Genomic DNA, 16962 nt, shown 5'->3' with positions numbered 1-16962 from the left:
CGAAGTGTCGAACTCGGTATCGAAATGGTTTGCAGCTTTTCTCGCACTGCTGCTTTTGTACATCGTCCCTGCAGGGGAGCTGGCCAGAAGGCAGGATGACCTATCTCGGATCGTCGTTTACCAGGCGGTGACCAAATTTGTGGATAGTGTCCGTACGAAAGGGTATATCACGCCGACCATGTATCAGGATTTTCTACAAGAGCTTGCAGCGACAGGCAATGAATATGACGTCCAGATGGAGCATCGCCATAAGAAATACCAGCCGGAGTATGCGGATCCCGCCGACCCGGACACATTTCTTAACCGGTATGTCGTTGTATATGATGCTTACTATCAGGAAGACCTCGCAGCCTATCTGTTTCCGCAGACGGATATGCCAAGGGATGACGAACGGCGGGTGTATCGTCTGACAGCCGGGGACTTGTTTCAAGTCCGGGTACAGAGCCTAAACAGAACGCCGGGGATGCTGATCATGGATGCGTTAACCGGGACGGATTCGAGTGGAAAAGCAGCCATCGTTTTTCCTTACGGAGGGCTTGTGCTTAATGAAGATTACTGACCTGGCGATCGTGTTCACAGCCATATTCTTTCCGCTTCTTCTCATCCTTGGCTTCCGTTACGAAAGCCTGGAGGATATCCGCTATGTTGAAATGAAATATACCGCCGCACTGCGATCCGCTGTGCAGGACGGCAGTACAAATTTAAACAGGAACGAAACCCAGTCTTTCGAAGCAGCCTATGATTCGAAGAAATTCATGCGGGCAGATAAAGATCAGGCAATGAAGGCGTTTGCCCAAACATTGTACATGAATATGGGCATAGAAGACGGCGATTCGGCGTCACAGGCTGCTCTATGGTGGTATATCCCCGCTCTCGTCGTATTGGACTATGACGGGTATTTCATCTACGCCTTACAGAGCTATACCAATGCAACCGGTGAAGAGGAGATGCGCCACCAATGGACTCCGAAGCTGCCGTATGCATGGTCGGATGGCGAGGGCAATAGCGTGCAGTTCACTTTGGATTCGTTTGTTCGCGTCTATGAATCAAGCTCTTCCCGCTGGTACGCCGGGTGGCGGCATGAATTGGCCGGTCAATCGGGCGTGTCCCTGCTCCAGAATGAGGAGACGTTTGAACATATTCGGCGAATCACGATCGTGAACGCCGTTCAGGATCGGCTGGCGTATTACATACAGCGTCATAATGAATCGGCTCTGCGCAACGGCATGACCTACATCTTTACGCTACCCGTCATCTCGCAGGAGGAGTGGGTGAATACGATCGATGATGTCGGCATGCTGGCCTTTGTTCAGGGAATTCCGCTGGGGGATCGCTATTATAACAACTATGCAATTGGCGGGGCAAGACTGGTTAAGTCCCCGGTATATTTCGGTGGTGTTGACGAGCGGGGGCTGAAATATTATTTCCGGGATGACTGTTCGTTTCCTTTCCAGGTAGAAGAGACGTTTTCCCATCCGAAAGAGGCGGCCGCAGCAGGTTATCGAGAGCGGAGCTGCCGTAATCCGGGGGTTCTGGCCCCCTGAAAGTTGTAGTTTCAGGGGAGAGGCTTGGTGTGATACAATAAATTCTTGACTGTGTACTTTTCGCTAACTACCAAGAAAGAATTTCATATTATACAGACAGGAGTTACTATAGCCATGAGTTTATTGACTGTAGAGAACGTATCGCATAACTTCGGGGACAGGACTCTTTTCAAAAATGTGTCCTTCCGCTTGCTGGCTGGAGAGCATGTCGGTCTTGTCGGAGCCAACGGGGTTGGCAAATCGACATTGATGAATATTTTAACCGGACAGCTGTTAAAGGACAGCGGCAAGGTAGAGTGGACGCCAAAGGTGCGCTACGGCTATCTGGACCAGCATACGAAGCTTACGCCGGGCAAGACCGTGCGTGATGTTCTTAAGGATGCGTTTCTTCCTCTGCTAGAGCTGGAGAAGGAAATGATGGAAATTACGAACAAGATGGCTGATGCCTCTCCCGAGGAGCTTGAACTGCTGCTTGAGCAAATGGGCGAGATTCAGGAGCAGCTGGATATGGGGGATTTTTATCTGCTGGACGTGAAGGTAGAAGAGATGGCCAATGGACTGGGCCTGTCTGCCATTGGACTCGACCGCGACGTCGCGACGCTGAGCGGCGGACAGCGGACGAAGGTGCTGCTCGCGAAGCTATTGCTGGAGAAGCCGAATGTGCTTCTGTTAGACGAACCGACGAACTATTTGGATGTGGAGCATATTGAGTGGCTGACGCAATATTTAAAGCAGTATCCCTATGCTTTCATCCTGATTTCACACGATACGGAATTTATGAATCAAGTCGTGGATGTCATCTATCATTTGGAATTTGCTAAATTGACCCGTTATACCGCCAACTATGAGAAATTTCTCGAGATGGCGGATATTAACAAGAACCAGCATATCGATGCGTACGAGAAGCAGCAGGAGTTTATTAAGAAGCAAGAGGATTTCATTCAACGGAACAAAGCCCGGTATTCCACTTCAGGGCGGGCCAAAAGCCGGGAGAAGCAGCTTGAGCGTCTTGAGCGGATTGACCGGCCGGAGGAAGCGGCCAAACCGGTCTTCAATTTCAAAGAGGCTCGTGCCAGCGGCAAAACCGTATTCGAAGGAATCGAGTTTGAGATTGGCTATGACCGCCCGCTGCTGCCAAAAATGAGCATGACCATTGAGCGCGGAGAGAAAATTGCGATCGTGGGCTGCAACGGCGTCGGTAAATCGACCCTGCTGAAAACGATTTTGGGCAAGCTTGAGCCTTTCAGCGGCAAAACGTATCAAGGGGATTTCCTGTATCCGGCTTATTTCGAGCAGGAGGTGCGCCCAGGCAACTTGACGCCGATCGATGACGTTTGGAACGAGTTCCCGCATTTGAACCAGCACGAGGTACGAGCCCATCTTGCGCGCTGCGGCCTGAAGAATGAGCATATTACCCGTCCGTTAAAGGCGCTCAGCGGCGGCGAGCAGGCCAAGGTGCGTTTGTGCAAGCTGCTGATGCGTGAAAGCAATTGGATATTGTTTGACGAACCGACAAACCACCTGGACGTAGCTGCAAAGGATGAGCTGAAGCGGGCTTTGAAGGAGTATAAGGGAACGATCCTGCTCGTCTCCCACGAGCCGGACTTTTACGAGGATTGGGTCACGAAAATCTGGAACGTCGAGGACTGGTCCAACCAGCAGGCTTAATCACCGCGTTCTTACATGAAACATTCAGGAGCGTAAAATTGCCGATCTTGAGAGGGAAAATCCCCAATGGGGTGTCTCGCTTGAAGGATGGACCAGTAGATTAACAATCCATGATTTCAACATAGAAGTAGGCGGTGCTAAGGATCTCGATGTCCCTGCACCGCTTTTTCTTGTTCTCATTATTAATGAGCAAGTGTTTGATCCGATGAAATCGCTGAGATTAATGTGTGATGGATCATGTCGTACCTTCACGCAGTTTGTGATATGCTAAAGTCAATTTAACGAAGAACGGAGGGATCGTGCATGGAAGAGTTGGATCCATGTTGGGGGCTGTCATCATTATGGGGGGTTCCGCATTACTAGCCCCTGCCAGACCGTGCGGATATCCCCGCCGAAAGGGGAATGACCTTGGAATCGAATAAGAATGGAAATGATGGAGAGAACGTCCTCCTTTCCGAGGAGAAGTCGGTGGTCCTTCGCGGTGGCGTGGTCTACCGGCCGGCGGGTCCGTGGACACCCAGTATACATGCCTTGCTAAGGTATTTGCGGGCGGCGGGCTTCGAATCGCTGCCGACTGTCATTGGTGCCGGCACCAATGAGGAAGGACAAGAAATGGTAAGCTATATTGAAGGAGAATTCATCCATCCCGGACCTTGGAGCGATGATGCGATCGTGGAGGTGGGCCGAATGGTTCGAAGGCTCCATGATGCTTCGGCTTCATGGAGCCCGGGTCCGCATGCGTTGTGGAAGCCCTGGTTTCTAAGGAGACTCGGGGGATCCAACCTGGTCTACAGCCATGGGGATATTGCACCGTGGAACATGGTAACGAAGGATAGTCTGCCTGCCGCCTTGATCGATTGGGAATACGCGGGGCCGGTCGATCCGCTGGTTGAGCTTGCCCGCGTGTGCTGGCTGTTTCCGCAGCTGCATGACGATGACGTCGCTATGATGAACGGACTGCCTTCACCGGAAGCGCGTGCAAGACAGGTTCGGCTGCTCGTGGACGCTTACGGTCTGGAGCCTGACGGTAGAGCGGCTTTGCTTGATATGATCGTTGCCGTCGTCGTCACGGAAACGGCAGAGGAAGCGATTGAAATGAAGGTCACGCCCGATAGTCTGGGGCCTCTTTGGGGGCTGGCTTGGAGAGCGAGAAGCGCAGCCTGGATATTGCGTCATCGCCGTTTGATCGAGCAAGCGCTCGAGTCAGGCGGATAAGCTCGGAACAGTCGAATGGAATCTACGGTTTAGGGATGCTTGAGAAATTGCAGGAGGGGTCTACTTGAACGGTGCGGATGAGAACAACGGAACAGTTCAGAGCAGCAAGGATATAGAGGTGGAGGGCGAAAAAGACAAGGAATATCCGGGTTCGGATCACAGCCAGCGGTATTCAAGGCAGGAACGGTTTGCTCCTTTCGGCAGAGAGGGGCAGAAGCAGCTCCTAGCCAGCCATGTTCTGGTCGTTGGAGCAGGAGCCCTTGGCAGCGCCGTGTCGGAAACGCTCGTTCGTGCGGGTGTGGGACGCGTTACGATCGCCGATCGCGATTATGTGGAGTGGAGCAATCTGCAGCGTCAGCAGCTGTTTACCGAGCAGGATGCCGAGGAACGCCTGCCTAAAGCTATCGCGGCACAAAGGCGTCTTTCCCGGATCAACTCCGGTGTCGAGGTGATCGGGAAGGTAACCGACGTTCGGGCTCAGGAATTATCGGAGCTTTCCCAAGGTGTTCATGTGATCATGGATGCTACCGATAACTTTGAGACACGGCTGATCATAAACGACATCGCTTATAAACGCGGAATCCCATGGATCTATGGCGGCTGTGTGGGAAGCTCCGGCATGAGCTTTACATTCTTGCCGGAGGAGACACCTTGCTTGAACTGCCTGCTCGGAACGATTCCAATGGGTGGCGATACATGCGACGTTCATGGCGTTCTTCCACAAGCGGTCCAGATGGTAGCTGCACATCAGACGATGGAGGCGATGAAGCTGCTGGCCGGGCAGCGTCACGTCCTCCGAAAAAAGATGCTCTCTTTTGACGTGTGGCGCAACGAGCGCGTGGAATTCGGTGTGGAGCGGGCAAGGAGGACGGATTGTCCCACTTGCGGCGAGCAACCGGAATATCCGTATTTGTCGGCAGCCAATGTTGAAAAAAGCGAAGTGTTGTGCGGGAGAGATACCGTTCAAATCCGGCCGGCCAGACCGAAGCGGCTTGCCCTTCGACAGCTGGCGGAGCGGCTGAACAGTCTTCGGGAAGGCAACGCGACAGCGACTCCTTATATGGTCATGTATCGGGTTAACGGGCACCGCCTAGTTATTTTTGAAGACGGGCGAACCTTAATACACGGCACATCCGATATAGCCGCAGCCAGAACGCTGTACAATAAATATGTCGGAGGCTAAGGGCCGGCAGGGGTTTGCTTGCAGAAAGGTGCAACAGTCGGGTGTAGTGGCAAGTTTGCTGGCAGAACAGTGGAACAGTCGGATGTGGTGGTAAGCTAGCTTGCGGAACAGTGCAACAGTTGGGTGTAGCGGTAGGTTTGCTTGTGGCGTTTTGGCATATCGCATGTGTTGAGGATACATGTCGTCGCTGCGACCGCATGCAGAACAGTGCAACGGTCGAGTGTAGTGGTCGTGGTAAGTTTGCCTTCAAAAGGGTCAAGAGCCGCGTGTACCAGTAATCTGCTGAATAGAATTGCTGCGCATACGTATCCTAGGCCTATGATTGATAAGGAAGTGGAGTGTTCAAGGTCGTTGGACCTTTGGGCACTCCTTTTTCGTTTTGGGTGAAATTAAAGCCGCCTCAACGCCATGCCATAGAGTAGAGAGCCTGGCAGCATAGCCATTCATGAGTGAAAACGGCGGAAATCAGACATACTTACTGTATGAAGCAGGGAACGAGTGGGAGGAGGAATTGTGGAAATATTGATCCTTATTGCGGCAGATCCATCGGATCGCTCCCGGGCGGTGTCCGGAATGCTTGAAGAGGCGGGATACCAGATCGCATTCGCTCATCATTATTCCGAAGTGGTCTCTGCCATCGAGCGCATGGACCCGGACATTCTGCTAATCGACAGCAAGCTGCCGGGGATGAGCCGGTTTAATCTGGTGGAACGGTTGACGGGGAATGGGAAGGCTGTTCCGATTATGGTGTTAGGGAATGACGGACCGGAAGAGGCGGTGCAAGCACTGGAGGCCGGCGCCCATGATTACATCCCGCAAGAATGGGATCCAAAAGAGATGCTCGCGCGCATCGCGAATTTGCTCCGCATCTTCCAGCCGGTTCAACGCGAAAATAACGAGGCAATCCAGATCGGCGATCTTGCAATCGACCCGTTAAAAAGGAGCGTTGTCCGGGGAGAGGAGCCCGTCGAGCTGACGCAGCGCGAATTCGACCTGCTGCTTTTTTTGGCTAAGCGGGCGGGACAGGTCTGTACACGTGAAGATATTTTGCGGTATGTTTGGGACTATGATTTCCATACCGGAACGAATGTGGTAGATGTATATATTCTCCATTTAAGAGAAAAGGTCGACAAAGGAAGGAAATTAAAACTGCTGCGAACGATTCGGGGCGCAGGCTATAAGCTGATGGCTCAGGATGAGATTGAAGAGACCGCAAAAAACCGCCTTCCTTGATTAGGAAGACGGTCGGTCGCTTGCTATTCAGCTATATTAAAGTACGCGGCGTGCTTTCAGGTAAGTCTTCTTCCAGTTGCCCGAGTTCAGGTTAGAAATCGTAACGCCCGGCTTGCCATAGGTGTGCAGGATTTTACCATTGCCCATGTATACGGCCACATGCGTTACGTTTCTGCCGTTAGCGCGGCTTCCGCTGGAGAAGAATACCAAATCGCCGGCTTTCAGGTTGGACTTGGAAACAGCTTTACCTACTTTGGACTGTGCAGCAGATGTCCGCGGCAGATTTACGCCATACTTCTTAAAGATATGCTTCATGAAAGAAGAGCAGTCAAACACTCTTGTTGTGGATGTGGATGCGCCGAATTTGTAAGGTGTTCCCATATATTGTTTGCCGTAGTTGACGACATGACTTCCCTTGCTGACGGATGCGGCTTCTACAGGAGCCGGTGGAGCAACGGTAAGCACCGCCCCTACGCCCAAAGTTGCGCTCAAGCTAACGACTACAGCTTTCTTAATCCAATTCTGTCGATTCATGTTGTATAGTACCTCCATGCGTTTTTGTTTTTTGCGATGAACCGAGTATAGCAGATTTGAAACCGACTAAAATGTGGATAATCGGCGCAATCGCTTGGTGCGCATGGAATGAAAGCGAATTATTAAAAAACGATTAAAAGTTACAAAAAATTAAGAAATAGCAGTTGGGCCAAGCTGAAAAATTAAGAAAAACCCTTGCGGGGCAAGGGTTTTATCGATTGTTACGAATGGGTTAAATCCACCGAATAAAGATGACAAAAAAGTAACGATTACTGATCTTTGCTCTGGATGATGAGAAGCAGCCCGCCTTCGATATGCACGATGCCTTTTTCCTGGGACAGCCGGTTGCTGACCCCGAGTGATTGTCCCATGCGAAGCGAAGCGTTATGAAGCGGATATTCAAAGCCTTCCAGTTCGATGCCTGTGACCTCGGTGGTGAGGGGGAGCAGAGAGACGTACTTAAACCCGCGATCCTCCACAACGCAGCTTGAGCCTGTTAAGGTGATGTAATTGTTCTTATCTAATATGGAGCATGGAATGTGGTGCTGCAGCCCGCGGATCAGCATATGGATGTTAGCCAACGTATGATCCAGCCGGGTGCCGCTTGCTCCCATGATCAAGATGGATTCAGGCGACTGTTCGAGCGCCAGGTCAAAGGCAAGTTCGGTATCGGTTAGGTTTTTATCGATCGGATCGCATTCGATGATTTTTCCGCTCATCGCTTGAACCTTCGCCATTTCTTCGGGGGTGATGGAATCGAAATCCCCGACCGACAAATCCGGTTTGATCCCGTGCTCGATTAAAAACAAAGCGCCGCGATCTGCGCCGATAATGAAATCCCCGCTTCGGATCTCCTCTAAAAATTGTGCAGACAACTCCCCTCCGGTAAAGATCAGAGCGCGTGCAGGCAACATGTCATTTCCTCCTTTATTAAGAGAATTGCCATTTCATCTAGTATATAGCAGGATTCATACTTGCACAATTTAATAGGCGTGACTACAATGTAGTAGGTAATTTTTCGCGGAGCGGGGGAATCGGGAATTGTGGACATGCATGTGTTTGATGTATTCAGTATTATTGGGACGATAGCGTTCGCCATGTCCGGAGCCGTTGTGGCAATGGAAGAGGATTATGATATTCTGGGAGTTGTGGTCCTTGGTCTCGTAACCGCCTTCGGCGGAGGCATCATTAGAAACGTGCTGATCGGGGTTCCCGTGACGACCCTGTGGGGCCAAAGCGATCTGATTATACTGGCCTTGATTTCGGTATTTTGCGCGTTCGTGCTTCCTCTCGGATGGCTCCACCATTGGAAGAGAACCGAAGCGTTATTCGATGCGATCGGATTGTCCGCCTTCGCGATTCAAGGGGCGCTCTATGCGACGCAAATGAATCACCCGCTAAGCGCAGTTCTTGTCGCAGCCGTGCTGACAGGAAGCGGGGGCGGCATGGTTCGCGATCTGCTTGCCGGGCGCAAGCCGCTTGTCCTGCGGGACGAGATCTATGCAGTCTGGGCGATGGCGGCAGGAGCGGCCGTCGGTCTCGGCGCTGCGACGACGACGTGGCAGTTGTTGACGTTGTTCGTGGTCGTCATTGTATTCCGAATGCTGTCCGTTCATTATAAATGGAGACTGCCCAGAAGATCGCTTTCGCATGGAGGCGCATCGGGCGGCGGCATGAGTGCCGGCAGCTGAGAATCACTCGGGTGACAACTTTGGAGAATGATCGAATATCATCCGTTTAAACGATGTTTTTAAGGTATGATTGATGACGAGGAGGTGGAAGCGATGGTATCCGTCTTGTTTGTATGCTTGGGCAATATTTGCCGCTCGCCGATGGCGGAAGCGGTGCTTCGACACAAGATCGCTGCAAAGGGCTTGCAGGATAAAGTTAAGGTGGATTCGGCAGGCACCGGAGACTGGCATGTCGGCAAAATCCCCCATGAAGGGACACGCAAGCTGCTGGACAGCTGGAACATCAGCTATGAGGGGATGACGGCACGGCAGGTGATGAGCAAGGACTTGGAGGCGTTCGATTACGTGATCGGGATGGACGACTCCAATGTAGCTAATATGCGGAAGCTGCCAGGCGGCGGTGATGCAAGCATCATGAAGTTTATGGATTTGCTGCCTGACGAAAAGCTGAGAGAGGTGCCGGATCCTTATTTCACAGGGAATTTCGAAGAAGTGTACCGTCTCATCGATGCCGGATGCGACATCCTGCTGGACAAGATCATCCAAGAAAAGCTATAATCGATTCGAATAAAGCGGTCTGTTTTCTAAGCCGCTTATTCAACGAACCGGATTGAAAGCGTAACCAAGAAGGATGTTCCATAAGATGAACAATGCACATTCCATAATAATGCGCGGTTGTTCATCTTTTTTTACAGACGAAAGCGAGGGTAAGATGCGGCAGGACCTCCCTAAATTTTTTGCCGGAATGAATCAGTCACAACAGCCATGCAGAACGTAAAATGGCCCGACTCCCTGTAGAAGGGATCAGGCCATAGCCGCAAAGCGTAACGAATCCTTATGGATAGTCTGTACCTCTTAAGGAACGACCATCATGTCAGCCCGAATTAGCCCAAAAAGTACATAAGGGCAGCAGGCAGCTCTTTTTGCCAGAAGCCCCAAAGGTGACGCCCGTCTTTCTCATAATAGGCTACTTTAGCCCCGCGATCTTCGAGCAAAGCCTTGGTCTGGCGATTCAATTCTACGAAATTGTAGACGCCCGTATCGGTAGCGTAATTGTCTTCTTGCAGACCTACGATCATATAGATGTCGAGCCATGACAAATCCTGCTCCTGCTTGATGATGCTCTGGGACATCTCGTAGAAGGCACCGGACAAGCTGATCACTCGCGTGAACAGATGCGGGTAGCGGAGCGCCAGATGCACGGATACGCTGCCGCCAAGGGAGTCGCCTGCAAGCAGCCGCTCGCCAGCTTCTCTTCGAACAGGATAATTCTGTTCAATGAAGGGAATAATCTCTTCGGCGAAGCAGGATACGTAGGCATCGAACCGGTTGCCGAACGGTGCGTATTCTTCGGTACGGACTTTGGTATTCACTTCGACTCCGACGATAATAAAAGGTTCAACCCCTTCGTCAAGGATCAGCTGGTTAGCCCAGGTTGCAATCCGGCCGAAGTTGAAAAATTCCTCGCCGTCCTGGCAGTAGACAACAGGATAGCTGAGAATTTCGTTATAGCCGGGTGGAAGGTAGATGCGCAGCGTCCGTGATTCTTGAAGAAACCGGCTTTCAATCGTTTCCTTCACAATGGTTCGCTTCAATAGTCGTTCATTCGTCATCACTCGTCACCTTTTTCGGGTTAGTTTTTGAAATGGAGTACACAATAAGTTAAAATTACCCTATTCGTACATTCCTGTCTGCTGTACTATGATGTTTGTCATACTGTTATAGTGTTATACACCCGCTGTTATACATACAAACGTTAAGAAATCTGAAATTTTATGAGGTATTTCTTTGACGAATGGAGTAAAACAGGTGTATAATAATTCTATAACAGCGGAACTTGATATTCAAATATTTATTGAGGTGAAAAAAATGACCAAGGTTCCTTATGAAGTATATACCGAGGAAGTGGATACTCTATCTGTACTTTCCCCGGATGGCGAAATCGTAAACCAGGATCTTCTGCCAGAACTGTCGGACGATCAACTGAAAGAAATTATGTACCGCATGGTGTTTACCCGTACTTGGGACGATCGTGCCGTTAACCTCGGCCGCCAAGGTCGCCTCGGCTTCTACGCGCCGGTTTCCGGTCAAGAAGCAACGATGGTCGGCAGTGAATTTGCAATCGAGAAAGACGATTTCATCTGCCCGGGCTACCGTGATATGCCGCAGATCGTATGGCATGGTCTTCCGCTTTACCAAGCGTTCTTGTATTCCCGTGGACATCAGCATGGCGGACAAATTCCGGAAGGCGTTAACGTCCTGATGCCGCAAATCATCATCGGTGCGCAAATTTTGCACGCGATGGGTATTGCTATGGGTTATAAATTGAAGAAGCAAAAGCAAGTTGTTATTACTTACACCGGTGATGGCGGTTCGTCCGAAGGTGATTTCTATGAAGGCTTGAACTTCGCTGGCGTTTACAAGCTGCCTGTCATCTTCTTCGTACAGAACAACGGCTACGCGATTACGACTCCGTTCTCCAAGCAAACAGCAGCGCTGTCCATCGCGCACAAAGCGGTAGCTGCCGGCATCAAGGGCGTTAGAATTGACGGCATGGACGTGTTCGCGGTTATCAAAGCGGTTCGTGACGCTGCTGAGCGCGCTCGCAACGGCGAAGGCGCAACGCTGATTGAAGCCGTAACCTACCGTTTCCGTCCGCATTCCCTTTCCGACGATGCAACCAAATACCGCACGAAGGAAGAAGAGGGCGAATGGAGCGAGAAGGATCCGATCGCGCGTCTTGCGAAATATCTGGAGAAGAAGGGTCTTTGGACAGAAGAAGATACGGCTCGCGTGAAAGAAGAAGCGAAAGCGAAAGTCAACGAGCAGATCAAGAAAGCAGAACAAACGGAGAAAATGACGGTCCCAGGATTGATCGACAGCATGTTCGAGCAAACTCCGAAGCATCTTGAAGAGCAAAAAGCCGATTTCCAATAAGGAAGCTTAACCGATAATTGTTCACGGCCAATGAACGGACAATTATTCGGTTTTGTCATGGGTGCAAAGGATCAGGGATTGAATATAGCGTAAACGGCGCCTAAGTCGCTGGAATAGTGAACTGTAACACTTAAGGAGGAAATCAAGCAATGGCACAAATGAACATGAAAGAAGCGATTCGCGACGCCATGCGCGTTGAATTGAGCCGCGATCCGAACGTTGTCATCTTCGGTGAAGACGTGGGTAATGTCGGCGGTGTGTTCCGGGTAACAGAAGGCCTTCAGAAGGAGTTTGGCGAGGAACGCGTATTTGATACGCCGCTTGCCGAATCCGCGATCGGCGGTCTTGCGGTAGGTCTGGGTATTCAAGGCTTCCGTCCGATTGCCGAGATTCAATTCGTCGGTTTTATTTTCGAAGCGCTGGACCAAATCGCCGTACAGGCTGCCCGTATGCGTTACCGTTCCGGCGGACGCTACAATTCTCCAATCGTATTCCGCACACCGTTCGGCGGCGGGGTTAAAGCGGCTGAGCTGCATACCGACGCTTTGGAAGGTTTGCTTGCACAAACACCGGGTATTAAAGTTGTAGTTCCTTCCAATCCTTATGATGCAAAAGGACTTATGATCGCAGCGATCCGCGACAACGATCCTGTATTCTTCATGGAGCACTTGAACCTGTATCATGCGTTCCGCGCTGAAGTTCCGGAAGGCGAGTATACGGTCGAGCTCGGTAAAGCGAATGTGGTTCGCGAAGGCTCCGACGTAACGATTATTGCGTACGGTTTGATGGTTCACACCGCAACGAAGGCGGCTGAAGAGCTCGAGAAGAACGGAATCAAAGCGGAAATCATCGACCTGCGCACCATCGCGCCGATCGACATCGACACGGTGATTGCTTCGGTTAAGAAGACCAACCGCGCGATCGTCGTGCAGGAAGCTCAAAAATCCGCCGGCGTGGCAGCAGAAGTCATTGCACAGATCAATGAAAAGGCAATTTTGCACCTGGAAGCTCCAGTTCTGCGTGTAGCACCTCCGGACACCGTGTATCCGTTCGCTCAGATCGAGGATGCTTGGCTCCCTACCCCTGCGCGGATTGTAGATGCCGTTAATAAAGTCATGAATTTCTAATTGCAGCAAATATTTAGGGAGGTTTTTCAGTTGGCAAAATTTGAATATCGTTTTCCAGAGCTGGGCGAAGGTTTGCATGAAGGTGAAATCATCAAAATGCATATCAAGCCGGGCGACAAAGTAACAGACGACGACATCATCATGGAAGTGCAGAACGACAAAGCGGTCGTAGAAGTTCCTTGTCCCGTGAACGGTACGGTTCAAGAAGTTTTTGCCAAGGACGGCCAGGTTTGCCGCGTCGGTGAAGTGGTTGCGATCATCGATGCCGAAGGCGACATTCCTGAGCAAGCAGGCGGCCATGCGGAAGAGCAGTCCGCTCAAGAAGCTGATGCTGCAAAAGGAAGCGCGGATACCACTTCCTCGCCTGCACAAGACGCTCCGGCTGATGCGAAGCAGGGCGGAAACGGCAGCGCTAGCGCGCCTGCAGCTCCGAACCGCGAAGTGCTTGCAACGCCTAGCGTGCGCAAGTTCGCTCGTGAGCAAGGTGTGGATATTACACAAGTGCAAGGCTCCGGCAACAATGGCAAAGTGACCCGCGAAGATGTGGAAGCCTTCAAGAACGGCGGCGGTCAAGCGGCAGCAGCTCCTGCACAAGAAGCGGCTTCCGAGACGAAAGCAGCTCCTGCAGCAGCATCCGCAGCAGTGGATCCACGTGCCGAAGAAGAGCGCGTACCATTTAAAGGCATCCGCAAAGCGATCTCGAATGCCATGGTTAAATCGGCTTACACTGCTCCGCACGTAACAATCATGGACGAAGTGGACGTAACCGAGCTTGTGGCATTCCGTACCCGCATGAAGCCGATTGCCGAGAAGAAAGGCACGAAAGTTACGTATCTGCCGTTCATCGTGAAGGCTCTTGTTGCGGCTTGCCGCCAGTTCCCTGCCTTGAACGCGATGATCGACGAAGAAGCGAACGAAATTGTGTACAAAAAGTACTACAACATCGGTATTGCAACCGACACCGATAACGGCTTGATCGTACCGGTTATCAAGGATGCCGACCGTAAGAGCATCTGGATGATCGCCGACAGCATCCGTGATCTGGCGGCACGCGGCCGCGAAGGCAAGCTGGCTCCTAACGAAATGAAAGGCAGCACGATTTCCATCACGAACATCGGTTCCGCAGGCGGCATGTTCTTTACGCCGATCATCAACTTCCCAGAAGTTGCGATCCTCGGTACCGGCCGCATCAGCGAAAAAGCGGTCGTGAAGAACGGTGAAATTGTAGCGGCACCTGTCATGGCGCTGTCCCTCAGCTTTGACCACCGCATCATCGACGGCGCTACGGCTCAAAACTTTATGAACTATATTAAACAACTGCTCGCTAACCCTGAGCTGCTTGTTATGGAGGTGTAACTAATGGTAGTTGGAGATGCTTCTTTGGATATTGATACATTAGTCATTGGTGCAGGACCTGGCGGTTACGTGGCGGCGATTCGCGCCGCCCAGCTGGGCCAGAAAGTTCTGATCGTGGATAAGTCCGAGCTCGGCGGCGTCTGCTTGAACCGCGGCTGTATCCCTTCGAAAGCGCTGATCTCTGCTGCTCATCAGTATGAGGCTGCCAAGCATGCCGATGCATTCGGTATTTCCGTGGAGAACGTAAAGGTTGACTTCGCGAAAACCCAAGAGTTCAAAAACGGCGTCGTTAAAAAAATGACCGGCGGCGTTGCCGGCTTGCTGAAAGGCAACAAGGTCGAAGTATTTAACGGCGAGTGCATGTTCATCAACGAGAACGAAGCGCGAGTATTCAACGATCATGAATCTCCGCGTTACCGTTTCAAAAACTGCATCATCGCTACCGGCTCCCGTCCGATCGAGCTGAAGCCATTCCCATTCGGCGGCCGCATCCTGTCGTCCACCGAAGCGCTGAACCTGCAAGAAGTGCCTAAGAGCCTGATCGTTATCGGCGGCGGCTACATCGGCGCAGAGCTTGGCCAAATGTACTCCAAATTCGGTGCGAAGGTAACGATTATCGAAGGTATGGACAGCGTCCTTGCCGGATTCGATAAGGATATGACGAGCCTCGTAACGAAAAACATGAAGAAAACCGGCATTGAGATCATCACCGGTGCAAAAGCTGAAAGTGCGGAGCAAAACGATAAAGAAGTTACCGTTAAATACTCCGTAAACGGCGAAACCAAAGAAGTAACGGCTGAGTACCTGCTCGTAACGGTTGGACGTCGTCCAAACACCGATGGCGAGCTTGGTCTTGACCTCATCGGACTTGAGCTTGACGAGCGCGGCTTCGTGAAAGTTGACCATCAAGGCCGCACCAGCATTCCGCATATCTTCGCAATCGGCGATATTGTTGCCGGACCTGCGCTTGCCCACAAAGCTTCCTATGAAGGCAAAGTGGCTGCCGAAGTTATCTCCGGAATGCCATCGGTTGTCGATTACAAGTGCATCCCTGCCGTTGTATTTACGGATCCTGAGTGCTCCAGCGTAGGTTACACCGAAGCCCAAGCGAAGGAAAAAGGCCACAAAGTGAAGGCCGGTAAATTCCCTTACGCTGGCAACGGACGTTCCGTATCCCTGAACCACCCTGAAGGCTTCGTGAAGATCGTTGCCGAAGAAGGAACAGGACTTGTACTCGGCGCGCAAATCGTAGGTCTGGAAGCTTCCAACCTGATTGCCGAGCTTGGCCTTGCGATCGAGATGGGTGCTACGCTTGAGGATCTGGCATTGACGATCCATGCACACCCAACGCTTGGCGAAATCGTAATGGAAGCTGCGGAAGTTGTTATGGGTCATCCGATCCACATTATCTCCCGCTAATCCGTTCGAATTTTAACGGGTCATCATATATTTGCCAAGGAGGCAGAGAACGCTATAAAGGCGCGATCTGCCTCCTTTTTTAGATAACAGAAAGTATAAACCTCGGAGGAGCGGGAGGAATTTTCGTCTGCCCAACCTGCCATGAACATGATAGACTATGCATATGAGATACCAGAGAGGTGAGTTTGAAGATGAAGCAATATTTGGAGCTGCTGCAGGACATTCTGGAGCATGGAGTAGAAAAGGAAGACCGGACGGGAACAGGGACGTTGTCCGTCTTTGGAAGGCAGCTGAGGTTCGACCTGTCGCAGGGCTTTCCTCTCGTCACAACGAAACGGATCCATCTAAAATCGGTCATTCACGAGCTGCTGTGGTTTTTGAGCGGCGAAACGAATATCCGGTATTTAAAAGAAAACGGCGTGCGGATCTGGGACGAATGGGCGGATGAGAACGGTGATTTGGGTCCGGTATACGGCTCGCAATGGCGTGCGTGGAAAGCGCCGGATGGCCGCCGAATCGATCAGATCGCGAACGTCATCGAATCAATCAAGACGAATCCGGATTCGCGCCGGCATATCGTCAACGCCTGGAATGTGGCGGAAATCGACAACATGAAGCTGCCGCCGTGCCACTTCGTATTTCAATTTTACGTGGCGGGAGGCAAGCTCTCCTGCATGCTGACGATGCGCTCGGTAGACAGCTTCCTCGGCCTGCCGTTCAATATTGCGAGCTATGCGCTGCTCACGCATATGGTAGCCCAGCAGTGTGACTTGGAGCCAGGCGAATTCATCTGGTCCGGCGGGGACGTCCATATTTATTCGAATCATTTGGAGCAGGTTAAAACCCAGCTGCAGCGGGAGCCGTACGATCTTCCGAAGCTGATTATCAAACGCAAACCGGAGAGCATCTTCGACTATACCTTCGATGATTTCGAATTTGAAGGCTACCGGCATCATCCAACGATTAAAGCGACGGTTGCGGTCTAGTGGATTAGCCGGGCATCCAGTTGCCGGAAATGCAGGACAGACCGGAGGAATGGACAGTATTGCATCGGA

Annotated in this window: 16 protein-coding genes; 13 read left to right on the top strand and 3 right to left on the bottom strand. The window is 51.5% G+C overall.

What is annotated here, in order from left to right; translation table 11 throughout:
- Window positions 1-4 precede the first annotated feature (4 nt).
- From MKX76_RS11135 to MKX76_RS11110, 6 genes are all read left to right on the top strand, one after another.
- Window positions 5-559 carry a hypothetical protein gene (locus MKX76_RS11135; RefSeq protein ID WP_007129991.1) on the top strand — a complete coding sequence of 185 codons (555 nt, stop codon included), beginning with the start codon at window positions 5-7 and terminating at the stop codon, window positions 557-559.
- A complete protein-coding gene (locus MKX76_RS11130) occupies window positions 546-1544 on the top strand; it encodes a hypothetical protein (protein ID WP_007129992.1) in 999 nt (332 codons plus the stop codon). Before MKX76_RS11135 ends, MKX76_RS11130 begins: the two co-directional genes overlap by 14 nt.
- Window positions 1545-1658: 114 nt before the next feature.
- Window positions 1659-3212: an ABC-F family ATP-binding cassette domain-containing protein gene (locus MKX76_RS11125; protein ID WP_007129993.1), complete on the top strand. Its 1554-nt coding sequence runs from the start codon at window positions 1659-1661 to the stop codon at window positions 3210-3212.
- A 402-nt stretch (window positions 3213-3614) separates the two neighbouring features.
- On the top strand, window positions 3615-4427 hold the full coding sequence (locus MKX76_RS11120; RefSeq protein ID WP_028403529.1) for a phosphotransferase: 813 nt from the start codon (window positions 3615-3617) through the stop codon (window positions 4425-4427).
- A 118-nt stretch (window positions 4428-4545) separates the two neighbouring features.
- Window positions 4546-5610: a ThiF family adenylyltransferase gene (locus MKX76_RS11115; RefSeq protein ID WP_341035039.1), complete on the top strand. Its 1065-nt coding sequence runs from the start codon at window positions 4546-4548 to the stop codon at window positions 5608-5610.
- A 513-nt stretch (window positions 5611-6123) separates the two neighbouring features.
- On the top strand, window positions 6124-6843 hold the full coding sequence (locus tag MKX76_RS11110) for a response regulator transcription factor (protein WP_007129998.1): 720 nt from the start codon (window positions 6124-6126) through the stop codon (window positions 6841-6843).
- Between the two features lie 36 nt (window positions 6844-6879).
- Here the strand turns inward: MKX76_RS11110 and MKX76_RS11105 are convergent, their stop codons facing one another.
- Both MKX76_RS11105 and MKX76_RS11100 read right to left on the bottom strand, forming a co-directional pair.
- Window positions 6880-7377, bottom strand: coding sequence for a C40 family peptidase (locus tag MKX76_RS11105; RefSeq protein WP_341033765.1), 498 nt, complete (start codon window positions 7375-7377; stop codon window positions 6880-6882).
- Window positions 7378-7646: 269 nt separating this feature from the next.
- Window positions 7647-8291, bottom strand: a complete 645-nt coding sequence (locus MKX76_RS11100) for a thiamine diphosphokinase (protein WP_341033764.1) — start codon at window positions 8289-8291, stop codon at window positions 7647-7649.
- A gap of 135 nt (window positions 8292-8426) precedes the next feature.
- Here MKX76_RS11100 and MKX76_RS11095 point away from each other — a divergent pair, with 135 nt between their 5' ends.
- Together MKX76_RS11095 and MKX76_RS11090 are read left to right on the top strand one after the other, a co-directional pair.
- Complete coding sequence (locus tag MKX76_RS11095; protein WP_007130001.1) at window positions 8427-9068, top strand: trimeric intracellular cation channel family protein; 642 nt, start codon at window positions 8427-8429, stop codon at window positions 9066-9068.
- A 93-nt stretch (window positions 9069-9161) separates the two neighbouring features.
- Window positions 9162-9626, top strand: a complete 465-nt coding sequence (locus MKX76_RS11090; RefSeq protein ID WP_007130002.1) for a low molecular weight protein-tyrosine-phosphatase — start codon at window positions 9162-9164, stop codon at window positions 9624-9626.
- A gap of 326 nt (window positions 9627-9952) precedes the next feature.
- Here the strand turns inward: MKX76_RS11090 and MKX76_RS11085 are convergent, their stop codons facing one another.
- The gene (locus MKX76_RS11085; RefSeq protein WP_007130003.1) at window positions 9953-10681 is read right to left on the bottom strand and encodes an alpha/beta hydrolase; all 729 of its coding nucleotides are present in this window, start codon (window positions 10679-10681) and stop codon (window positions 9953-9955) included.
- Window positions 10682-10937: 256 nt separating this feature from the next.
- Here MKX76_RS11085 and pdhA point away from each other — a divergent pair, with 256 nt between their 5' ends.
- The 5 genes from pdhA (at window position 10938) to thyA (ending at window position 16893) form a co-directional block, all read left to right on the top strand.
- On the top strand, window positions 10938-12005 hold the full coding sequence (pdhA, locus tag MKX76_RS11080; protein ID WP_028403525.1) for a pyruvate dehydrogenase (acetyl-transferring) E1 component subunit alpha: 1068 nt from the start codon (window positions 10938-10940) through the stop codon (window positions 12003-12005).
- 149 nt (window positions 12006-12154) lie between these two features.
- Window positions 12155-13132 carry an alpha-ketoacid dehydrogenase subunit beta gene (locus MKX76_RS11075; protein WP_007130005.1) on the top strand — a complete coding sequence of 326 codons (978 nt, stop codon included), beginning with the start codon at window positions 12155-12157 and terminating at the stop codon, window positions 13130-13132.
- 30 nt (window positions 13133-13162) lie between these two features.
- The gene (locus MKX76_RS11070) at window positions 13163-14488 is read left to right on the top strand and encodes a dihydrolipoamide acetyltransferase family protein (protein ID WP_007130006.1); all 1326 of its coding nucleotides are present in this window, start codon (window positions 13163-13165) and stop codon (window positions 14486-14488) included.
- Window positions 14489-14491: 3 nt separating this feature from the next.
- Complete coding sequence (gene lpdA / locus MKX76_RS11065) at window positions 14492-15907, top strand: dihydrolipoyl dehydrogenase (protein WP_007130007.1); 1416 nt, start codon at window positions 14492-14494, stop codon at window positions 15905-15907.
- Window positions 15908-16098: 191 nt separating this feature from the next.
- On the top strand, window positions 16099-16893 hold the full coding sequence (gene thyA / locus MKX76_RS11060) for a thymidylate synthase (RefSeq protein ID WP_040738612.1): 795 nt from the start codon (window positions 16099-16101) through the stop codon (window positions 16891-16893).
- Window positions 16894-16962 lie beyond the last annotated feature (69 nt).

The sequence above is a fragment of the Paenibacillus sp. FSL R5-0810 genome, from assembly GCF_038002285.1.
GTDB lineage: Bacteria > Bacillota > Bacilli > Paenibacillales > Paenibacillaceae > Paenibacillus_AQ > Paenibacillus_AQ lactis.
Note: the sequence above shows the minus strand (reverse complement) of the source record. Positions and strands in the feature narration are given on the sequence as shown.